At 58.5% G+C, this 18,219-nt stretch carries 21 protein-coding genes, 1 tRNA gene and 1 pseudogene; 13 read left to right on the top strand and 10 right to left on the bottom strand.

Annotation, left to right across the window (positions count from 1 at the left end):
- Nucleotides 1–14: 14 nt before the first annotated feature.
- The gene (locus tag E4O98_RS04170) at nucleotides 15–956 is read right to left on the bottom strand and encodes a folate-binding protein YgfZ (RefSeq protein WP_032877271.1); all 942 of its coding nucleotides are present in this window, start codon (nucleotides 954–956) and stop codon (nucleotides 15–17) included.
- 139 nt (nucleotides 957–1,095) lie between these two features.
- On the opposite strand from E4O98_RS04170, the gene E4O98_RS04165 reads away from it, so the two are divergent.
- Both E4O98_RS04165 and E4O98_RS04160 read left to right on the top strand, forming a co-directional pair.
- On the top strand, nucleotides 1,096–1,350 hold the full coding sequence (locus E4O98_RS04165; RefSeq protein WP_032877270.1) for a succinate dehydrogenase assembly factor 2: 255 nt from the start codon (nucleotides 1,096–1,098) through the stop codon (nucleotides 1,348–1,350).
- The gene (locus E4O98_RS04160; RefSeq protein WP_248134228.1) at nucleotides 1,334–1,780 is read left to right on the top strand and encodes a protein YgfX; all 447 of its coding nucleotides are present in this window, start codon (nucleotides 1,334–1,336) and stop codon (nucleotides 1,778–1,780) included. Before E4O98_RS04165 ends, E4O98_RS04160 begins: the two co-directional genes overlap by 17 nt.
- On the opposite strand, the gene nadB is transcribed toward E4O98_RS04160, so the two are convergent.
- Entirely contained in the window at nucleotides 1,749–3,365 is a 1,617-nt protein-coding gene (gene nadB / locus E4O98_RS04155; RefSeq protein ID WP_078820542.1) for an L-aspartate oxidase, read from the bottom strand. The two genes, E4O98_RS04160 and nadB, sit on opposite strands and share 32 nt — an antisense overlap.
- A gap of 461 nt (nucleotides 3,366–3,826) precedes the next feature.
- On the opposite strand from nadB, the gene rpoE reads away from it, so the two are divergent.
- From rpoE to E4O98_RS04135, 4 genes are all read left to right on the top strand, one after another.
- Nucleotides 3,827–4,408, top strand: a complete 582-nt coding sequence (gene rpoE / locus E4O98_RS04150; RefSeq protein ID WP_003172477.1) for an RNA polymerase sigma factor RpoE — start codon at nucleotides 3,827–3,829, stop codon at nucleotides 4,406–4,408.
- 32 nt (nucleotides 4,409–4,440) lie between these two features.
- Complete coding sequence (locus E4O98_RS04145) at nucleotides 4,441–5,028, top strand: RseA family anti-sigma factor (protein WP_005786011.1); 588 nt, start codon at nucleotides 4,441–4,443, stop codon at nucleotides 5,026–5,028.
- Nucleotides 5,029–5,044: 16 nt separating this feature from the next.
- A complete protein-coding gene (locus tag E4O98_RS04140; protein ID WP_248134226.1) occupies nucleotides 5,045–6,004 on the top strand; it encodes a MucB/RseB C-terminal domain-containing protein in 960 nt (319 codons plus the stop codon).
- A gap of 235 nt (nucleotides 6,005–6,239) precedes the next feature.
- Nucleotides 6,240–7,676 carry a DegQ family serine endoprotease gene (locus E4O98_RS04135; protein WP_005786015.1) on the top strand — a complete coding sequence of 479 codons (1,437 nt, stop codon included), beginning with the start codon at nucleotides 6,240–6,242 and terminating at the stop codon, nucleotides 7,674–7,676.
- Between the two features lie 80 nt (nucleotides 7,677–7,756).
- Here the strand turns inward: E4O98_RS04135 and E4O98_RS04130 are convergent, their stop codons facing one another.
- Entirely contained in the window at nucleotides 7,757–9,190 is a 1,434-nt protein-coding gene (locus E4O98_RS04130) for a M48 family metalloprotease (protein WP_032877266.1), read from the bottom strand.
- Between the two features lie 95 nt (nucleotides 9,191–9,285).
- Here E4O98_RS04130 and E4O98_RS04125 point away from each other — a divergent pair, with 95 nt between their 5' ends.
- Entirely contained in the window at nucleotides 9,286–9,525 is a 240-nt protein-coding gene (locus E4O98_RS04125) for a sulfurtransferase TusA family protein (protein WP_078820544.1), read from the top strand.
- Between the two features lie 19 nt (nucleotides 9,526–9,544).
- On the opposite strand, the gene E4O98_RS04120 is transcribed toward E4O98_RS04125, so the two are convergent.
- Together E4O98_RS04120 and E4O98_RS04115 are read right to left on the bottom strand one after the other, a co-directional pair.
- Nucleotides 9,545–10,018 carry a peroxiredoxin gene (locus E4O98_RS04120; RefSeq protein WP_005786022.1) on the bottom strand — a complete coding sequence of 158 codons (474 nt, stop codon included), beginning with the start codon at nucleotides 10,016–10,018 and terminating at the stop codon, nucleotides 9,545–9,547.
- Between the two features lie 10 nt (nucleotides 10,019–10,028).
- The gene (locus E4O98_RS04115) at nucleotides 10,029–10,589 is read right to left on the bottom strand and encodes a glycine cleavage system protein R (protein WP_003189463.1); all 561 of its coding nucleotides are present in this window, start codon (nucleotides 10,587–10,589) and stop codon (nucleotides 10,029–10,031) included.
- Nucleotides 10,590–10,851: 262 nt separating this feature from the next.
- Here E4O98_RS04115 and dapA point away from each other — a divergent pair, with 262 nt between their 5' ends.
- The 5 genes from dapA (at nucleotide 10,852) to E4O98_RS04090 (ending at nucleotide 14,540) form a co-directional block, all read left to right on the top strand.
- Nucleotides 10,852–11,730, top strand: a complete 879-nt coding sequence (gene dapA / locus E4O98_RS04110) for a 4-hydroxy-tetrahydrodipicolinate synthase (RefSeq protein ID WP_032877264.1) — start codon at nucleotides 10,852–10,854, stop codon at nucleotides 11,728–11,730.
- Nucleotides 11,731–11,747: 17 nt separating this feature from the next.
- Nucleotides 11,748–12,863, top strand: a complete 1,116-nt coding sequence (bamC, locus tag E4O98_RS04105) for an outer membrane protein assembly factor BamC (RefSeq protein WP_078820545.1) — start codon at nucleotides 11,748–11,750, stop codon at nucleotides 12,861–12,863.
- A gap of 4 nt (nucleotides 12,864–12,867) precedes the next feature.
- On the top strand, nucleotides 12,868–13,626 hold the full coding sequence (locus tag E4O98_RS04100; RefSeq protein WP_005786028.1) for an MBL fold metallo-hydrolase: 759 nt from the start codon (nucleotides 12,868–12,870) through the stop codon (nucleotides 13,624–13,626).
- Nucleotides 13,627–13,653: 27 nt separating this feature from the next.
- A complete protein-coding gene (gene purC / locus E4O98_RS04095; protein ID WP_005786030.1) occupies nucleotides 13,654–14,367 on the top strand; it encodes a phosphoribosylaminoimidazolesuccinocarboxamide synthase in 714 nt (237 codons plus the stop codon).
- 83 nt (nucleotides 14,368–14,450) lie between these two features.
- Nucleotides 14,451–14,540, top strand: a tRNA-Ser gene (locus E4O98_RS04090).
- A 95-nt stretch (nucleotides 14,541–14,635) separates the two neighbouring features.
- On the opposite strand, the pseudogene E4O98_RS04085 reads toward E4O98_RS04090, so the two are convergent.
- A pseudogene (locus tag E4O98_RS04085) lies at nucleotides 14,636–14,930 on the bottom strand (type II toxin-antitoxin system RelE/ParE family toxin).
- Nucleotides 14,920–15,159, bottom strand: a complete 240-nt coding sequence (locus E4O98_RS04080; protein ID WP_014717442.1) for a type II toxin-antitoxin system RelB/DinJ family antitoxin — start codon at nucleotides 15,157–15,159, stop codon at nucleotides 14,920–14,922. The pseudogene E4O98_RS04085 and the gene E4O98_RS04080 overlap by 11 nt, the downstream one beginning before the upstream one ends.
- 651 nt (nucleotides 15,160–15,810) lie before the next feature.
- Here E4O98_RS04080 and E4O98_RS04075 point away from each other — a divergent pair.
- Nucleotides 15,811–16,065, top strand: coding sequence for a DUF3077 domain-containing protein (locus tag E4O98_RS04075; protein WP_248134221.1), 255 nt, complete (start codon nucleotides 15,811–15,813; stop codon nucleotides 16,063–16,065).
- Between the two features lie 73 nt (nucleotides 16,066–16,138).
- Here the strand turns inward: E4O98_RS04075 and E4O98_RS04070 are convergent, their stop codons facing one another.
- The 3 genes from E4O98_RS04070 to E4O98_RS04060 all read right to left on the bottom strand — a co-directional run bounded on the left by E4O98_RS04070 (nucleotide 16,139) and on the right by E4O98_RS04060 (nucleotide 18,208).
- Entirely contained in the window at nucleotides 16,139–17,365 is a 1,227-nt protein-coding gene (locus E4O98_RS04070) for an MFS transporter (RefSeq protein ID WP_078820589.1), read from the bottom strand.
- Nucleotides 17,366–17,603: 238 nt separating this feature from the next.
- Nucleotides 17,604–17,891 (bottom strand): NadS family protein, encoded by a 288-nt coding sequence (gene nadS / locus E4O98_RS04065; protein WP_003189536.1) that lies wholly within the window; start codon nucleotides 17,889–17,891, stop codon nucleotides 17,604–17,606.
- Between the two features lie 2 nt (nucleotides 17,892–17,893).
- Nucleotides 17,894–18,208, bottom strand: a complete 315-nt coding sequence (locus tag E4O98_RS04060; RefSeq protein WP_057022036.1) for a type II toxin-antitoxin system RelE/ParE family toxin — start codon at nucleotides 18,206–18,208, stop codon at nucleotides 17,894–17,896.
- Between the last annotated feature and the right edge of the window lie 11 nt (nucleotides 18,209–18,219).

Here is an 18,219-nt window from a genome sequence, read left to right as displayed (position 1 = left end):
AAAAGGTATGGCGATTAACGCTGGATCTCGCGATCACGGTCCAGTTGGTAAGGCAGATCAAGCAGCTGCAGGCCGGGCCCTTCCAGGCTGCCTGTACGCACGTCGCCACTCTCGGCAGCTTCGGCTTGCAGCACAGCGAGAAGTTCAATCGACTGGTCAGCTTTTGCCGCGATCACGACCTCGCCAACCGCGCTGTTATGGTCTGGGGAAAACAACGGCGTGCCGGGCTCGGGTAATTGCGTGGCTTCAAGGCTCAGTCGATACAGGCGCCGCTTGAGTTTGCCCAGGTATTGCATGCGCGCGACGATTTCCTGGCCGGTGTAGCAGCCTTTCTTGAAACTCACGCCGCCCACGGCTTGCAGGTTGAGCATCTGCGGGATGAACAGTTCGCGGGTCTGCGCCATTACCTGGCCGATACCCGCGCGAATCTGGCCAAGCAGCCAGGCATTCAACTCAGCCTGTGGCAATTGTGCGGCCAGTTGGTTGCGCACGGTGTCGGCTTGTTCGGTGGGCACCCAGAGTTCGGCACGGCCAGGGGACACGCGAATAGCGATCAAGGTGTCGGTGCGCACCACGCTGTCGGTTTCGGCGGGTAGCGTCAGGCCAAGGGCGGCCAGGGACGCGTCTGCGTTCGCCAATCCGAAGCGCACCCAAGCGGCGCTTTCGTCGGTAAGTTTGGATTTGGAGAACACCGCGTATTTCTTCAGGTCTGCCAACTGCGGTTCGAGCAGCTCCGTGGCCATGGCCAGGAGTACGCCGTCACCTTGCAGCAGGATGCGGAAGCTGGACTGCATCCGGCCTTTTTGCGTGCAGCGCGCGCCCAGGCTGGCCTGGGTATCACTCAGGTAATTGAGGTTGCAGGTCAGCTGGCCTTGCAGGAATTTGGCAGCATCAGAACCGCGGACGGCGAGAACGCCTTCGTGGGACAGGGGGCAGAAGAAAGCAGAGTCAGCCATGGGTCATCGCAGGTTAAAAAGTCATGGGTGCATCATAGAGGGGCGTCCGGCAAATGCATAGTTTCGTCGCGGGCGACCAAAGCCGACTGTTCCGGTGTCGCCGGGCCTGTATACTTGCGCTCTATTTGAGGAGGGCTCCATGGTCGAAGATGTAGAAATCAATCGCCTCTACTGGCACAGCCGTCGTGGCATGCTGGAGCTGGATGTATTGCTGGTGCCTTTCACCAAAGAGGTGTACGCGACGCTCGATCAGGTGGACCGCGACCTCTACGTCAGGTTGCTGACCTGTGAAGATCAGGACATGTTCGGCTGGTTCATGGAGCGTGCTGAATCTGAAGATCCAGAGCTGCAGCGCATGGTTCGGATGATCCTGGATCGTGTCCAGCCCAAGTAATCGTTTTGAATGCCGCTGGCAGGCCTCAAGGCTGTTGCTGGCGGCGTATCTGCTTGCCCTGCCGAGCGCACTGGGCAGCCTGCTGGTTTTGAACCTGCCTTATTCGAGCCTCGGCATCCTGTTATGCCTGGCACACTGTGCGTGGGTGCTACCGCGCCATGTTCTGCTTACTCACCGTTCGTCGATTCGTGGCCTGCGCCGCGACGAAGATGGCTGGCAGTTATGGAGCTCTGCGCGCGGCTGGCACGCCGTGCAACTTCGCCCCGACAGCCTGGCGTTACCGTTGATCGTGGTGTTGCGTTACCGCGTGCAGGGTGAGCGGCGAGTACGCGCGGTCTGTGTGCCCAAGGACGCGCAGGCCGCCGATGTGCATCGGCGCCTGCGGGTACGCCTGAAGTTCAGCCGCCGTAGGTGGTTGGCACCAGAATAGTGTCGCGGGCTTCGGGCAACATCTGCGGATAATCTAGGGTGTAATGCAGGCCCCGGCTTTCCTTGCGCTCCATGGCTGAGCGGATCATCAACTCGGCCACTTGCGCCAGGTTGCGTAATTCGATCAGGTCGCGGCTGACTTTATAGTTGCTGTAGAACTCGTCGATCTCGTCCAACAGCAAACGTACCCGGTGCTGCGCCCGTTGCAGGCGCTTGTTGGTGCGCACAATGCCCACGTAGTCCCACATGAAACGCCGCAACTCGTCCCAGTTGTGCGCGATGATCACGTCTTCGTCCGAATCGGTGACCTGGCTGGCGTCCCAGCGGGGCAGGGCGGCTGGAACCTTGATGCGCGGCAGTTGTTCAAGGATATCCGCTGCTGCCGAGCGAGCGTACACGAAGCACTCGAGCAGCGAATTGCTGGCCATGCGGTTGGCGCCGTGCAGACCGGTAAAGCTGGTTTCGCCGATGGCGTAGAGGCCGGGCACGTCGGTGCGCCCGTGCTGGTCAACCATCACGCCGCCGCAAGTGTAGTGCGCGGCCGGCACTACCGGGATCGGGCCTTTGGTGATATCGATATTGAACGTCAGGCAGCGTTCATAGACGGTCGGGAAGTGGGTCTTGATAAACGCTTCGGGCTTGTGGCTGATGTCCAGATATACGCAATCGATCCCCAGACGCTTCATCTCGTGGTCGATGGCACGGGCGACAATGTCGCGCGGTGCCAGCTCGGCGCGTGGGTCGAAGCGCTGCATGAAGCGCTCGCCATTGGGCAGCTTCAAGTGCGCACCTTCGCCGCGCAGGGCTTCGGTGATCAGGAAGCTCTTGGCTTGCGGGTGGTACAGGCACGTGGGGTGGAACTGATTGAACTCCAGGTTGGCCACCCGGCAGCCCGAGCGCCAGGCCATGGCAATGCCGTCACCGCAGGCGCCGTCAGGGTTGCTGGTATAGAGGTAAACCTTGGCGGCCCCGCCCGAGGCAAGAATAGTGAAGCGCGCCCCGTAGGTATCGACTTCGCCACTGGTGCGATTGAGTACGTAGGCGCCGAGGCAGCGCTCGCCTGCAAGGCCCAGGCGTTTTTCGGTGATCAGGTCGACAGCGACGCGTTGCTCCAGCAATTGGATGTTGGGCCGTTGGCGAGCCTGATCGAGCAAGGTCTTGAAAATCGCGGCACCCGTGGCGTCGGCGGCGTGAATGATACGGCGATGGCTGTGGCCGCCTTCGCGTGTCAGGTGGAACTCAAAGCCGCCGTCGTCGCTGCCGGCATGTTCATCACGGGTGAAGGGCACACCTTGGTCGATCAGCCATTGGATGGCTTCCCGGCTGTGCTCGACGGTGAAGCGCACGGCCTCCTCATTGCACAGGCCGCCGCCAGCGTTAAGGGTGTCTTCGACATGCGATTGCACCGTATCGGTGTCGTCCAGTACCGCCGCGACACCGCCCTGGGCCCAGAATGTCGAGCCGTTGGCCAGGTCGCCTTTGCTCAAAACCGCAATGCGCAGGTGGCTGGGTAGGGTCAGGGCAAGGCTCAAGCCGGCTGCGCCGCTGCCGATCACCAGCACATCGTGTTGAAACTGTTGGCTCATTGGAAGGATTCCGCAAAAAGCGATCCGAAGGAGCGGCGCAAACAGGACGCCTGGATCGGCGAATCAAAGGGTCACACGGGCCACTAGTATATAGAGGGGTGGAGCGGCACAATAGCCACGCATTCGTGGCATTGTGAGATTATGCTGCGCAGCTTTGGGAAACAGCCGGTTGGCGGGACGGGAACTTTTTGCATGGGCCCCGACTCAATAGCAGGTTGCCCGAAAGCTGGGAAAACGTTGAGTTTATTGGCCCGTCGGGAGCATTGGACGCGTCACGAAACCGGCGACAAGATTATTCGCGCAGCCGGCCCCGCCCGGGCTGCGTTTTTCGTGTGTGCCAAATCAGTGCATGCCGGAAACTTGCTTGAAGGGGGAGAACTTTTGCGAAAAGCCCGAGTCTATGTTTGCAAGCCTGATCGTTTAGTTATGCAAGCCTCCTTCAAGTACAACGAGGAGTGTTCATGCTAACCCAGGAAGAGGATCAGCAGCTGGTCGAGCGCGTACAACGCGGCGACAAGCGAGCATTTGATCTGCTAGTGCTGAAATACCAGCACAAAATTCTCGGGTTGATCGTGCGGTTTGTGCACGACACCCATGAAGCGCAGGACGTTGCACAGGAAGCCTTTATCAAGGCGTACCGTGCACTTGGAAATTTCCGCGGTGATAGTGCGTTTTATACGTGGCTATATCGCATCGCCATTAACACGGCGAAGAACTATCTGGTGTCTCGCGGCCGCCGCCCACCAGACAGTGATGTCAGTTCAGAAGATGCTGAATTTTACGATGGTGATCACGGCCTCAAAGATCTCGAGTCGCCGGAGCGTGCATTGCTGCGCGACGAGATCGAAGGCACCGTCCATCGAACAATTCAGCAACTGCCAGAAGATTTGCGTACGGCATTAACTTTACGTGAATTCGATGGTCTGAGTTACGAAGACATTGCGAGCGTCATGCAATGTCCGGTGGGGACTGTAAGGTCACGGATTTTCCGGGCCCGGGAAGCCATCGACAAAGCCTTGCAACCATTGTTGCAGGAAAACTAAAGACAGCGGCGACAGCCAAGAGAGGAACCGCCATGAGTCGTGATGCCCTGCAGGAATCGCTGTCCGCAGTGATGGATAACGAAGCGGATGAACTGGAACTTCGTCGAGTGCTTAACGCATTTGATGATGCCGAAACCCGTGATACCTGGTCTCGTTACCAAGTCGCTCGGGCGGTGATGCACAAGGATCTTTTAATCCCTCGTCTGGATATTGCTGCGGCCGTTTCTGCCGCGCTGGCTGATGAAGCCGTTCCGGCCAAAGCTGCTCGTGGCCCGTGGCGTAGCCTGGGTCGACTGGCAGTGGCTGCCTCGGTGACCGTCGCCGTACTGGCTGGTGTTCGCCTGTACAACCAGGACGAAATTGCCGGTGCCGAACTGGCCCAGCAAACTCAGCAGCCCGTCATGGCGGGTCCGCAAGTCAAAGGCCCGGCTGTACTGGCAGGCTACAAGGAAAGCTCTGATACCACAGGTCCGATGGCCAATGGTGTGCTTCAAGGGCAATCCGGCTGGCAAGATCAGCGTCTACCAGGCTACCTGCGTCAGCACGCACAGGAATCGGCCGCCAAAGGCACCGAAAGCGCTCTGCCATACGCTCGCGCAGCCAGTCAGGAAAACCGCTGATTCGTTAGGGAGCTCTATGCGCGCCATACCGCTCCTTGCGCTTTTGCTCAGTAGTTGGATTGCACAGTCCGCCCATGCCGATGAAGCCCAAGACTGGCTGACTCGACTTGGGCGTGCAGAGCAGCAGCAAAGCTTTGAAGGTACGTTTGTTTACGAACGTAATGGCAGTTTTTCTACCCACGCTATCTGGCACCGTGTGCAGGACGGTCATGTCCGTGAGCGGTTGCTGCAACTGGACGGCTCGCCTCAGGAAACTGTACGGTTGGATGGCCGGACGCACTGCGTCAGTGGCGCTCTAAGTGCTGGATTGGTTACTTCTTCTGATGCACCTTCGCGTGCTCTCGATTCAAAAAAACTCACTCAATTCTATGAACTTGCCGTCATTGGCAAATCCCGCGTGGCCGGTCGTCATGCTGTGATTGTGTCAATCAGCCCGCGAGATCACTACCGCTACGGCTTTGAATTGCACCTGGATCGTGAGACGGCTCTGCCGCTCAAATCCCTGCTGCTCAATGATCAGGGGCAGTTGCTGGAGCGCTTTCAGTATGCGCGCCTGGATACCTCGGTCGTTCCTGCCGAGCATGACTTACAGCCTGGCAGCGAATGCAAGCCTGTTGCTGCTTCCACCGACAAAGCCTCTGACATGCCTGCCTCCCAGGCGTGGCATCTGGATTGGCTGCCGCCTGGTTTCCAGCAGGTCAGCAGCACCACGCGCAAAGACAGCCAAACGAAATCGACCGTCGATAGCCTGATGTATGATGATGGGCTCGCACGCTTTTCTGTATTTCTTGAGTCCGCCAAGGGCGCCGACATGAATGAAACCCGCGCTCAGCTCGGCCCGACGGTGGCGGTTTCTCGGCGTTTGAATACGGTTGACGGTGAGATGATGGTCACCGTAGTAGGGGAGATCCCCGTCGGCACTGCTGAGCGTATCGCGCTGTCGGTACGCGGTGAAAATACCGCTGCCAGGCCGTGAGATTGTTAATTCTATGTTCATCCTGACCTTTCAATCTGTGCTCAAGTTAGGTTGAGGGCCGATCGTATGAAATTTCTGGATCAGCATTTTCACTTGCAAAAACTTCCCATGTTTTTTATAGGTCAGGGTTTGTTGGCTCTGGCCTTGTTTTGTTCGCGGAACAAAAATGTCGTTTGCCGCATTCGGCGTTTATTGGACCCTGTCGCTTAACCCTGCTCGTCGTAACGGGAGCTGTATGTCGATACCACGTTTGAAGTCTTACCTATCCATAGTCGCCACAGTGCTGGTACTGGGTCAGGCCTTGCCTGCGCAAGCAGTTGAGCTGCCTGACTTCACCCAACTGGTAGAGCAAGCCTCACCAGCGGTGGTGAATATCAGTACCACCCAGAAACTGCCGGATCGCAAAGTTTCGAACCAGCAGATGCCCGACCTGGAAGGCTTGCCGCCCATGCTGCGCGAGTTCTTCGAGCGCGGTATGCCGCAACCGCGCACTCCTCGTGGTGGCGGTGGTCAGCGCGAAGCCCAATCCCTGGGGTCCGGCTTCATCATTTCGCCTGACGGCTATATTCTGACAAACAACCACGTGATTGCCGATGCCGACGAAATCCTCGTGCGCCTGGCTGATCGCAGTGAGCTCAAGGCCAAGCTGATCGGTACCGACCCGCGTTCCGACGTAGCCTTGCTTAAAATCGATGGCAAGGACCTGCCGGTTCTCAAGCTGGGCAAATCCCAGGACTTGAAGGCCGGCCAATGGGTCGTCGCGATCGGTTCGCCGTTCGGCTTTGACCATACCGTCACCCAGGGTATCGTCAGTGCTATCGGCCGCAGCCTGCCGAATGAAAACTACGTACCGTTTATCCAGACCGACGTGCCGATCAACCCGGGCAACTCTGGGGGGCCATTGTTCAACCTGGCTGGCGAAGTGGTAGGCATCAACTCACAGATCTACACCCGTTCCGGTGGTTTCATGGGCGTGTCTTTCGCGATCCCGATCGACGTGGCCATGGACGTCTCCAATCAGCTCAAAAGCGGTGGCAAAGTCAGCCGTGGCTGGTTGGGCGTAGTGATCCAGGAAGTCAACAAAGACCTGGCTGAATCCTTCGGCCTCGACAAACCAGCCGGTGCTCTGGTTGCGCAAATCCAGGACAATGGTCCAGCGGCCAAAGGCGGCCTGAAAGTCGGCGACGTGATTCTGAGCATGAACGGCCAACCCATCGTGATGTCAGCGGACCTGCCTCATCTGGTCGGCGCGCTCAAGGCCGGCGGCAAAGCCAAGCTGGAAGTGATTCGTGACGGCAAGCGCCAGAACGTGGAGCTGACCGTCGGTGCGATCCCGGAAGAAGGCGCGACCCTGGATGCCCTGGGTAATGCCAAGCCGGGTGCAGAGCGCAGCAGTAACCGCCTGGGCATCGCCGTGGTTGAACTGACCGCCGAGCAGAAGAAGACGTTTGACCTGCAAAGCGGTGTGGTGATCAAGGAAGTCCAGGACGGCCCAGCCGCCCTGATCGGCCTGCAGCCGGGCGACGTGATCACTCACCTGAACAATCAGGCGATCAACACCACCAAGGAGTTCACCGACATCGCCAAGGCGTTGCCGAAGAACCGTTCGGTGTCGATGCGCGTACTGCGTCAAGGTCGTGCCAGCTTCATTACCTTCAAGTTGGCCGAGTAATCGTCAAGCCTGCATTGCAATAGAAACAAAAAGCCCCGCTGCCGGTTAACGGCAGCGGGGCTTTTTTGTGGGTGACGGGTTTAGCTCATCATCCCTTTCACCAGGCGTTCCTGTTCGATCAGCTCACGCTGACGTGCGTCGATACGTGAGGACAGTGGGAAATTACTGCCGGCGCGGCGCTTGGCAAAGTCCAGTTGCTGGATGGCCTGCTGGAAGTCCCCCACCAGTGCGAAGTATTCGGCGCGGGCCTGATGCAGGCCGATGATGTTGCCGGACAGGCCGCGTGTTTCGGCCACCTGATACCACACGTCCGGATCGTCGGGGCGTGACTTGAGCAAGCCATCCAGCGCCTTTTCGGCATCGGCGGTGCGGTTCTGCTTAAGCAGCAGGTCTACCCGCACCTGGTTCAGCGGATAGTTGCTGGGGTACTGGGTGAGCATACGGTCAGTCCGTTGCTGGGCATCCGCCATGCGGTTGTTGGTAATGTCCAACTCGATCTGCGCCAGGTTGTAGGTGATGTCGTTGGGCGCCTTGGCCAGCAGCGGTGCCAGGCTTTCCCGTGCTTCCTTGAGTTGGACTCCCTTGATCTGCGCAATGGCGAGGCCATAACGCGCTACATCGTTTTTGGGGTTGTCGTCCAACTGCGCCTGGAAGCGCTTGGCAGCCAGGCCAGGCGTGTCTTCGTATTTCAACTGCACGCGTGCGCGAATCAGTTGATAGCGCAGGCTGTCTTCCTTGCCGCCGAGTTTGGCCTGCTCGGCGCGGTTGCGGGTGTCGGCAATACGCGATTCGGTCACTGGGTGCGTCAACAGGAACTCCGGTGGCTTGGCATCGAAGCGGTACTGACGCATCAGGCGTTCGAACATGGTGGGCATCGACCGCGGGTCGTAGCCGGCTTTCTCCAGGTTGAGGATGCCGATGCGGTCTGCCTCTTGTTCGTTCTGCCGGGAGAACCGACGCTGCTCCTGGATCGCAGCCGCTTGTGAGCCGGCAATCGCGGCGATACCCGCATCGCCGGCACCCGCGGCGGCGGCAATAATGCCGCCAAGCAGCGCCGCCATCATTGGCAGTTGCATGCGTGACTGGGCTTCCACGCCCCTGGCAAAGTGACGCTGGGACAAGTGCGCCAGTTCGTGGGCCAGTACCGACGCGTACTCACCTTCGGTCTGGGCATTGAGGAACAAGCCGCCGTTCACCCCAATGATCCCCCCGGGTGCCGCAAAGGCGTTGAGCTGCGGGCTGTTGATCAGGATGAATTCCAGGCGCCGATCGTTGACCTGGCTGGTTTCCACCAGCTTGTACACGCTGGTTTCTACGTAGTCCTTGAGTTGCGGGTCGTTAAGCTGCGACACCTGACCGCGCAAATAGGCCAGCCAGGCGCGGCCCAGTTGATATTCCTGTTGGGGCGAGACAATGGCAGAACTGGCGTCACCAAGTGACGGCAGCTCATCAGCGAAGGCCGGGGAGGCCAGCAGGCAGGCCAGCGTCAGCAGGGTAGGGCGCAAAAAAGTCATGCACAAAGCCTTTCGACAAAGAGCTTACTGTAGCCGGACACTGCGCCTGGGACCAGATATTCTAAGCAACCCGAATGTTTGCCTGGAGTAACACTATGACCGACGCTTTAGCCTTTGACGCCGAACTTGATGCCAGCGGCCTCAACTGCCCGTTGCCCTTGCTCAAGGCCAAGATGGAACTCAATAAAATGGCCCGCGGTGCGGTGCTCAAGGTGACCGCCACCGACGCTGGCTCCCAGCGTGACTTCCGCACCTTTGCCAAACTCGCCGGCCACACCCTGGAGCATGAAGAAGACGCCGAGGGTGTGTACCGGTATTGGTTGCGCAAGGCCTGACGGCTTTATCGACGCACAATCAGGCCTTGTTCAGCGCCTGCGCTGCCGCCAACACGGCATCCACATGCCCCGGCACTTTCACGCCGCGCCATTCCTGACGCAGCACGCCTTCGCTGTCGATCAGAAAGGTGCTGCGATCCACGCCCAGGTATTCCTTGCCGTACAGCTTCTTGAGCTTGATCACATCAAACAGCTGGCAGACCGCTTCGTCCTTGTCGCTGATCAGCTCGAAAGGAAACTCCTGCTTGGCCTTGAAGTTCTCGTGGGACTTCACGCTGTCACGCGACACACCAAACACTTCAGTGTTGGCGGCCTGGAAAGCTGCGTACTGGTCACGAAAGCCCTGGCCTTCAGTGGTGCAGCCCGGGGTGCTGTCCTTGGGGTAGAAGTAGATCACCACTTGCTTGCCCTTGAGAGCTGCGAGGCTGAAAGTCTGGCCGCTGGTGGCCTGGGCTTCGAAGTCTGCGACGGGTTTGTCGATGGCTACCGGCATGAGTCTTTCCTTACATTGGGTTCTGTGGGCGCCATGGCTCGATCAGCGCGTCGAGGTTCAGGGCATCGGCAAAATCCAGGAACTGGTCGCGCAACCAACTGATCTGTACGCCGGCCGGCAGGGTAACGGTGAACGTGGCGTTGAGCATGGTGCCGCCGGTTTGAGGCGCCTGGTAGGTGTCGCAGGTCAGGTTTTCCAGCTCGACGTTGTGGTCGATGAAGAACTGGCACAACTCGTTGACGATGTCCGAGCGGTAGGCCGAGCTGACGTACGCCACATAAGGCAAGGCCTGTGGGCGATTTTCCAGGGCGGCGCTGCGCACCACATTGACGGTGAAGTCGTGCTTTTTGGCCAGGCCCGGCAGGCCGGTTTCCAGGCGCGCCAATGCGTCCCAGGAGCCGGAAATCTGCAAGACCAGCGCGCTGCACTCGCCATGGCGAGTCAGGCGCGAGGTCACCACCGCGCAGCGGTTCTCATGGCTGGCGCGGCACAGGACGTTGGTCAGCTCCATGGGGTTGGCGCCGAGGGCACTGATAACAAGGAATTGTTCGCGAACTGTGGGGGTGGACATGCAGCCTTCCTAAAGCGATGAGCGGTCAATACTGTGTGGGCCGTATCGATCAAAGGATCAAGGGTAGCGAAAAGCGTCGCCAAGGGCTAGGAGGTGGCGTTTTCATTGCGTGATCGGCCGGCTTGAAGCGGTGCTTTGGCCCAATGATGGCATTGCTCGACGTTTAGTTGCTCCAGAACGCATCCTCACGCGGTACTTCGCTTGTACAAGCATCTTGGCGCCAGTACCATTACGGCTCTCTTTTTCCGGCAGGAGCGGTTGCATGATTGCGGGCAGTATGGTGGCACTGGTCACACCCATGGATGCACAAGGTCGTCTCGACTGGGACAGCCTGGGCAAACTGGTGGACTTCCACCTGCAAGAGGGCACCAACGCCATCGTGGCGGTCGGCACCACAGGTGAATCGGCCACCCTCGATGTGGAAGAACACATCCAGGTGATCGAGTTCGTGGTCAAGCGCGTTGCGGGCCGCATCGCCGTGATCGCCGGAACGGGTGCCAACTCCACGCGCGAAGCGATCGAGCTGACCCGCAACGCCAAGAAAGCCGGCGCCGATGCGTGCCTGCTGGTGACCCCGTACTACAACAAGCCGACCCAGGAAGGCTTGTACCAGCACTTCAAAGCCATCGCCGAAGCCGTCCAGATCCCGCAGATCCTCTATAACGTACCGGGTCGTACCGCGTGCGATATGAAGGCCGAGACCGTGATCCGCCTGTCCACCGTGCCGAACATCATCGGTATCAAGGAAGCCACTGGCGACCTGCAGCGCGCCAAGGACATCCTGGCCGGCGTGAGCAGTGACTTCCTGGTGTATTCCGGTGACGACGCCACCGCTGTCGAATTGATCCTGCTGGGTGGCAAGGGCAACATCTCCGTGACCGCCAACGTGGCTCCGCGTGCCATGAGCCAAATGTGCGCCGCCGCTATCGCCGGCGATGCCGCGACGGCCCGTGCGATCCACGAGAAGCTGATGCCGCTCAACAAGACACTGTTTATCGAATCCAATCCTATTCCCGTGAAATGGGCGCTGACTGAGATGGGCCTGATGCCGGACGGTATCCGTCTGCCGCTCACCCGGCTCAGCGAAGCCTGTCACGAACCGCTGCGACAGGCCCTGCGCCAGTCCGGCGTCCTGGTTTAATTGAGGAAGCACTACGCATGAAGCGATTGGCCGGACTTTCCGCACTTGCCTTGATTATCTCCAGCACCAGTGGCTGCGGTTGGGTATGGGGCCCGGAAGGCTACTTCCGTGACCGCGGCAGCGATTACCTGGAAGCGCAAGCAACCAAACCGATGCAGTTGCCGCCTGATGTCAATGTCGCCAAGCGTCTTGACCCCTTGTTGCCGATCCCACGCAACGTTGCCGACGACACCGTCAAGGGCGAGTACGTAGTACCACGCCCGCAGCCGATCACGGCAGTGGCCGATGCCAGCGACTACAGCCTGCAGAAAAGTGGCGACAACCGCTGGATCGTGGCTCAGCGCCCACCTGCCGAAGTCTGGCCGGTGGCAGTGCAGTTCTTCCAGGACAACGGTTTCCGTCTCGACCAGCAACGCCCGCAAACCGGTGAGTTCACCACGGCGTGGCAGCAAGGCCGCGAGTTGTCCGCCAACATGGCTCAGCGCCTGCTGGCCGGCGGTGTAGCCGCCGAAAGCGAGGCCCGTGTGCGTGTGCGCATCGAGCCAGGCGTGCAGCGCAATACCAGTGAAGTCTATGTGGTCAGCGCCGAGCGCCCTGCCGGCAGCACGGCCAACGTCGATTTCACCCCGCGTTCGGTCAACACCGGCGTCGATGCCGCGCTGGTCGACGAGATGCTCGCCAGCATGAGCCGTATCTCCGAGAAGGGCGGTTCCGTTTCCCTGCTCGCCGCCCGTGACTACGACACCCCTAACCGCGTCAGCCTCACCGAAGACGGCAGCGGTAACGTGGTGCTCAACCTCGGTGAAGACCTCGACCGTGCCTGGGCCAGTGTTGGCCGTGCGTTGGAGCAAGGCCCTTGGCGCGTTGAAGACATCAACCGCAGCCTGGGCCTGTACTACATCAACGTGGCTGAAAAGGCCGAGAAGAAAGACGACGAGCCAGGTTTCTTCGGCAAACTGTTCGGCAGCGCGCCGACCAAGGAAGAGATTGAAACCCGTGCCGAGCGTTATCAGGTTCGTTTGAGCAAGGTTGGCGAAAGCGTGCAAGTCACCGTCGAGAAGAACATCAACACCGTCGCGCCAGCTGAAACAGCGCGCAAAGTGTTGGGCGTGATTCAAGACAACCTGGGCTGATTCGGTGCGCTTTGCCGTTCTCGGCAGCGGTAGCCAAGGGAACGGTACGCTGGTCGCCCACGATGACACGTATGTGCTGGTCGATTGTGGTTTCTCGTTAAGAGAAACCGAGCGACGCCTGCTGCGCCTCGGGGTTCACCCCACGCAGTTGAGCGCAATTCTGGTCACCCACGAACATGCCGACCACGTGCATGGCGTGGGTTTACTGTCTCGGCGCTACAATCTGCCGGTGTACTTGAGTCGCGGCACGCTGCGCGGGATGCGCAAACCCATCGAGCCGGCAGGTTTTCTGGCCGGTGGCGAGCAACTGCAAATCGGTGCCTTGAGCATCAATGTCATCGCGGTTGCCCACGATGCCCAGGAGCCTACGCAATACGTATTCAGTGACGGCCAGCGGCGTTTTGGGGTGCTGACCGACCTGGGTTCCTACTGCGCCAGGGTGCTGGACGGTTACCGGGACCTCGATGCCTTGATGATCGAGTCCAACCACTGCAGGGATCTGCTGGCGCGCGGTCACTACCCTTACTTTCTCAAGCAGCGGGTGGGCGGCGAGCTGGGACATTTGAACAATCACCAGGCGGCGTACCTGGTGTATGAGTTGGGCTGGCAAGACCTGCAACACCTGGTCCTGGCTCACCTCAGCAGCAAGAACAACCTGCCGACGCTTGCCCGGCAATGTTTTGTCGACACCCTCGGGTGCGACCCGGACTGGCTGCAACTGGCCGATCAAGATTCAGGGCTCGATTGGCGACACATCGCCTAGCCCACCTTACTCAAAGCGGAGCCCATCATGGAAAAACGTGAAGAACTCTACCGCGGCAAAGCCAAGTCGGTGTACAAGACCGACGACGCCAACCGCCTGATCCTGCTGTTTCGCAACGACACCTCGGCGTTCGACGGCAAGCGCATCGAACAGCTTGATCGCAAGGGCATGGTGAACAACAAGTTCAACGCCTTCATCATGCAGAAGCTCGAAGCGGCCGGTATCCCGACCCAATTCGACAAACTGCTGGGCGACAACGAGTGCCTGGTCAAGAAGCTCGACATGATCCCGGTGGAATGCGTCGTGCGTAACTACGCCGCCGGCAGCCTGGTCAAGCGCCTGGGCGTGGAAGAGGGCCTCAAGCTCAACCCTTACACGTTTGAACTGTTCCTGAAGGACGACGCCAAGGGCGACCCGTTCATCAACGAATCCCACGTTGTGGCGTTCGGCTGGGGCACCGCTGAACAACTGGCGCGCATGAAGGAGTTGTCCCTCAAGGTCAACGACGTGCTGACCAAGCTGTTCGACGACGCAGGCCTGTTGCTGGTGGACTTCAAGCTCGAATTCGGCGTGTTCCACGACGGCTCCATCGTCCTGGGCGACGAATTCAGCCCGGACGGCTGCCGCCTGTGGGACAAGGACACCAAGAAAAAGATGGACAAAGACCGCTTCCGCCAGGGCCTCGGTGACGTGATCGAAGCCTACGAAGAAGTCGCCAATCGTCTCGGCGTACCGCTGTAATCGACGCAAGCATCTGATAGCACGGAAAAAAATCGCTTCGGCGCTTTGCATCCATCAATCATGCTGTTATGATGCGCGCCGTTGGAGAGATGCCAGAGTGGCCGAATGGGACGGATTCGAAATCCGTTGTACCTTCACCGGTACCTAGGGTTCGAATCCCTATCTCTCCGCCATTACATAGAGAAAGCCCCGTAGCTGAATAAGCTGCGGGGCTTTTTCGTTTCCAGCCTTTATCTACGACTGCTTCAGTGATTTTTTCCAGTCCTGCCTAGCGCTGATCAAGGCGCTCAGACGCTTTGCGATAAGCCTGATCTCGTTTCACGTTTATCAATAGCGACCACGAACACGGTCACTTCCTGATCTATCACTTGATAGACCAGCCTGTACCGGCTACTACGCAGTTTGATCTTGTAGCAGTCAGGCAGGCCATGTAGGCGGTTAGCCTCAATACGTGGGTTGTTCAGGATTTCCATCAGCTTCTTCTTGAGTTGCTGACGGAGGGTGTCGCCGAGTTTCTGCCATTCCTTCAATGCACGCGCATCAAAATCAAGGCTATAGGTCATCCAAAGAAACCCTCACGCGTTGAGGCGACGCAAGGCGCTCACGTACGGTCGCCATCAAGGCTTCATCCTCTTCAGTCATGAGGACAGGCTTAAATGGCAACTGGCCGCGTTCGGCAACATATTGCAACGCCTGACGTATCAGTTCGGAAGGGGTGACACCGAGTTTCTCCAGCTCAAGGTAGGCGCGAGCTTTCAGGTCGTCATCGATACGGATGTTGATAGATGCCAAGGGATAGCTCCTTGTGTAATGACGTTGGTCATTACATTGGGGCAATCGGGTTTCATTGGCAAGTCTGTCTGGACATACGGCAGTCGCTCTCATCTGTTGATCCTACTTCTTGGCCGTCGGCTTTGCCGGGCGCTTTTTATCGGTTTCCTTCACTGTTTCCCTTGGTCTTTTCTTCGCCTCTTGCTCGGTTACGTATTCACCTGTGACCGCATCGCGATATCTCGTTGGCATATCAGCATCCTTGACAGTATGTCGCCACGGCGGCGACTTTTTGAGACTAGCTCGCAGGCTTATGCACACAAGGTTCCCGGTGGGGATTCTGGTTACCAAGCTTTTCCGAAACAGGTGCTTACGTTGTGCAGGTTTGGCAGTTTTCGAGCAGGGTTGCGTTGACTGGGGTAGGGCGCTAATCTTCCGCCGTCGTCCTCATGGCGACCGGTTTTGACAGGCCGAATAACGTGCGATCTCTGTGCATCCCCAAACTGGTTCCAGGCGTCTGTCTGTGCCCATTTGTTATGGCGGCTGTGCGTGGGGCATCTTCGGGTGCGCCGGGTTTCCACGTTTCCGGTCTGTCAACCCGCGTACAGCTGCCACCCAATCCTGTTTGACAGCAGGGAGTGGTAGCTTCTTTTCATAACGTGGAGTTACATCATGAAGAAGAGCACCGCTGATTCTACCGAAGGGCAAGCACGCAAAATCTTTTGCGTAGCCGATGATGTCCGCACCGAAGAAGCCCTCACAAACGCCACCGAAATCCTCTCATCCGCCCTTCAAACAGCCTACCAATGCGCCGAAGATCCACACAGCACGCAGTCGCCCGTGATCATGGCCCTGGCTCAATTGATCGAGAACGCGCAAGCCTTGGTGGACGCCGTACTCGAGCGTGATTTCCCCACGGCCAAATAAATACCTGCTCCCTGAAACGAAAAAAGCCTGCTGAACTCAACGCTCAGCAGGCTTTTTTGCGCATACAACCCGGTCAGGCAGGCTGTGCCACCAGGTTATTACTGACCTTGCGCCCCAACACCAGCACGGTCGCAAACCCGAACCCTACCAACACCGTGGCCAGGCTCAACAACACCGAGCTGCCCAGCTGGTCGACGATGCGTCCGCCAAAGAACGAACCCAGGGCGATGATGACCTGAAACAGCGCCACAAACAGTGGCATGCCGCGCTCTACATCCTTGGGCGCCACCACAAACATCCAGATACTGGCGCAGGCTGGGAAGGCGCCGAAGGCGAAACCCCAGAGTGCGATCAGCATCGAGGCGCCGGAAAGGCCGGTGGCGAAGTAGGGGAACAGTGCTGTGCTGGTGCCAATCATCAGTGCAACCAGCAGCAGGGTGTGACGCACACTGCGGTTAGCGGCGAAACCGGCAAAAACATTGCCCATTACCCCGGCTACGCCATAGAGCAGCAGCAATGAACCAATTGTCGGGCCGTCAAAGCCGGAGCTGTTTTTGAAGAAGGGCGCGACATAGGTATACGCAGCAAAGTGCGCCAGGCCGATCAGCAATACAGCGATCAAGCCGACTCGCGCCTGTGGGTTGATAAACAACGCGGGCAAGTCACGAATCTCAATGGCCTTTTCCGGGGTCAGTCGCGGTAGCAGGAAGATCTGCGCCAGCAGCACCGGAATGCCCACCAACGCAGTAACCAGGAAGGTCATGCGCCAGCCCATCAGTCCACTGAGCCAGGTACCCACAGGCACGCCCAGAACGGTGGCCAGGGTCACGCCCATCATGATGATCGAGGTGGCTTTCGCAACTCCCACGCCTTTGGGCGCCAGCCGCCCGCTGAGGGCAATGGCCGTGGCCCAGAAGCCGCCGATGCTGATGCCGAGCAATACACGGCCGAACAGCAGCAGGCTGAAATCGGTGGCGAAGGCCACCACCGAGTTGGCGATGATCATCACCAGTGTCAGGCCAATCAGCAGATAGCGACGGTCCATGGCGCCAATGCTGACCGACAGAAACGGCGCGGCGAGGGCGGCCATGATGCCGGGCAATGTGACCATCAATCCGGCGTGACCGGCACTGATGCCCAGGTCGCTGGCAACGTCGTTGAGTACGCCCACCGGCAGGAATTCACTGGTCACCAGGGCGAAGGCACCCACGGCGACTGAAAGAATCGCCAGCCACTGCTGTTTGACGCTTTGTTGATTATGTTCGGGAAGCCCGCTAGGGGCCTGGCTCGCGCTTGGCATGGGATTGGGTTCCGGGAGGATGTCGCCTGAAGCCAGGCGGGGAGGGAATTTGGAGCGATTATAGGAATCAGTGGCGGCAATCGTTCAGGCGCTCGTTTCGATAGTAATCATCAGTGGTATCGATGTGAGATTTTAAAGAGCCTTAAATCTGCCGTACAAACGAAAAAGCCCGTCGCTGAGTCAGCTCCGAGCTTTTCCGGTTATGACGATGTTTAAGGCGCAGCAGTGGAGTCTTATTTTAGCTAGCCAACGCATTCAGTACATGGACTGGGTCATTATGGATAGCTTTCAACAATGCCTTTGCTGGTCCGGTAGGTTCACGACGACCCTGCTCCCAGTTACGTAATGTGCCAAGTTGCACATCAATCAGCGCTGCGAATTTAGCCTGGGTCAGCCCTGTCGCCTTACGGATCTCTTTGACTCGCATTGAATCAACATGGAATTCACGAGAAGGTTCGCGTTCTCCGCGCAGGATCTCGTTCATCTCTTGAACGCTTTCCATCAATTCATCAAAAAATCTGCTCATAGCTATCTCCAGTGCTCAATCGCAGCCTTCAGTGACTTGCGCTCGTCGGCAGTCAAGTCCTGCTGTTCATTTTTGGGATAGATCATCAGTAGAACAATCTGTGATGCCGAGACGAAGTGGTAATAGATCACCCGCGCCCCGCCTCGTTTGCCATGGCCCTTGGCTGCTACTCGTATCTTGCGAACTCCACCCGTACCCTCGATTACATCGCCAGCAGAAGGGTTGACTACCAACACGTTCTGAAGAGCCGTGTAGGCATCCTCGTCGATCAATTCTTTAACGCGACGGGTGAAGACTGACGTCTCTATGAAAATCATCGCTAATGTAC

This window comes from Pseudomonas sp. W2Jun17, assembly GCF_023127795.1.
GTDB classification, from domain to species: Bacteria; Pseudomonadota; Gammaproteobacteria; order Pseudomonadales; family Pseudomonadaceae; genus Aquipseudomonas; species Aquipseudomonas synxantha_A.
Note: the sequence above shows the minus strand (reverse complement) of the source record. Positions and strands in the feature narration are given on the sequence as shown.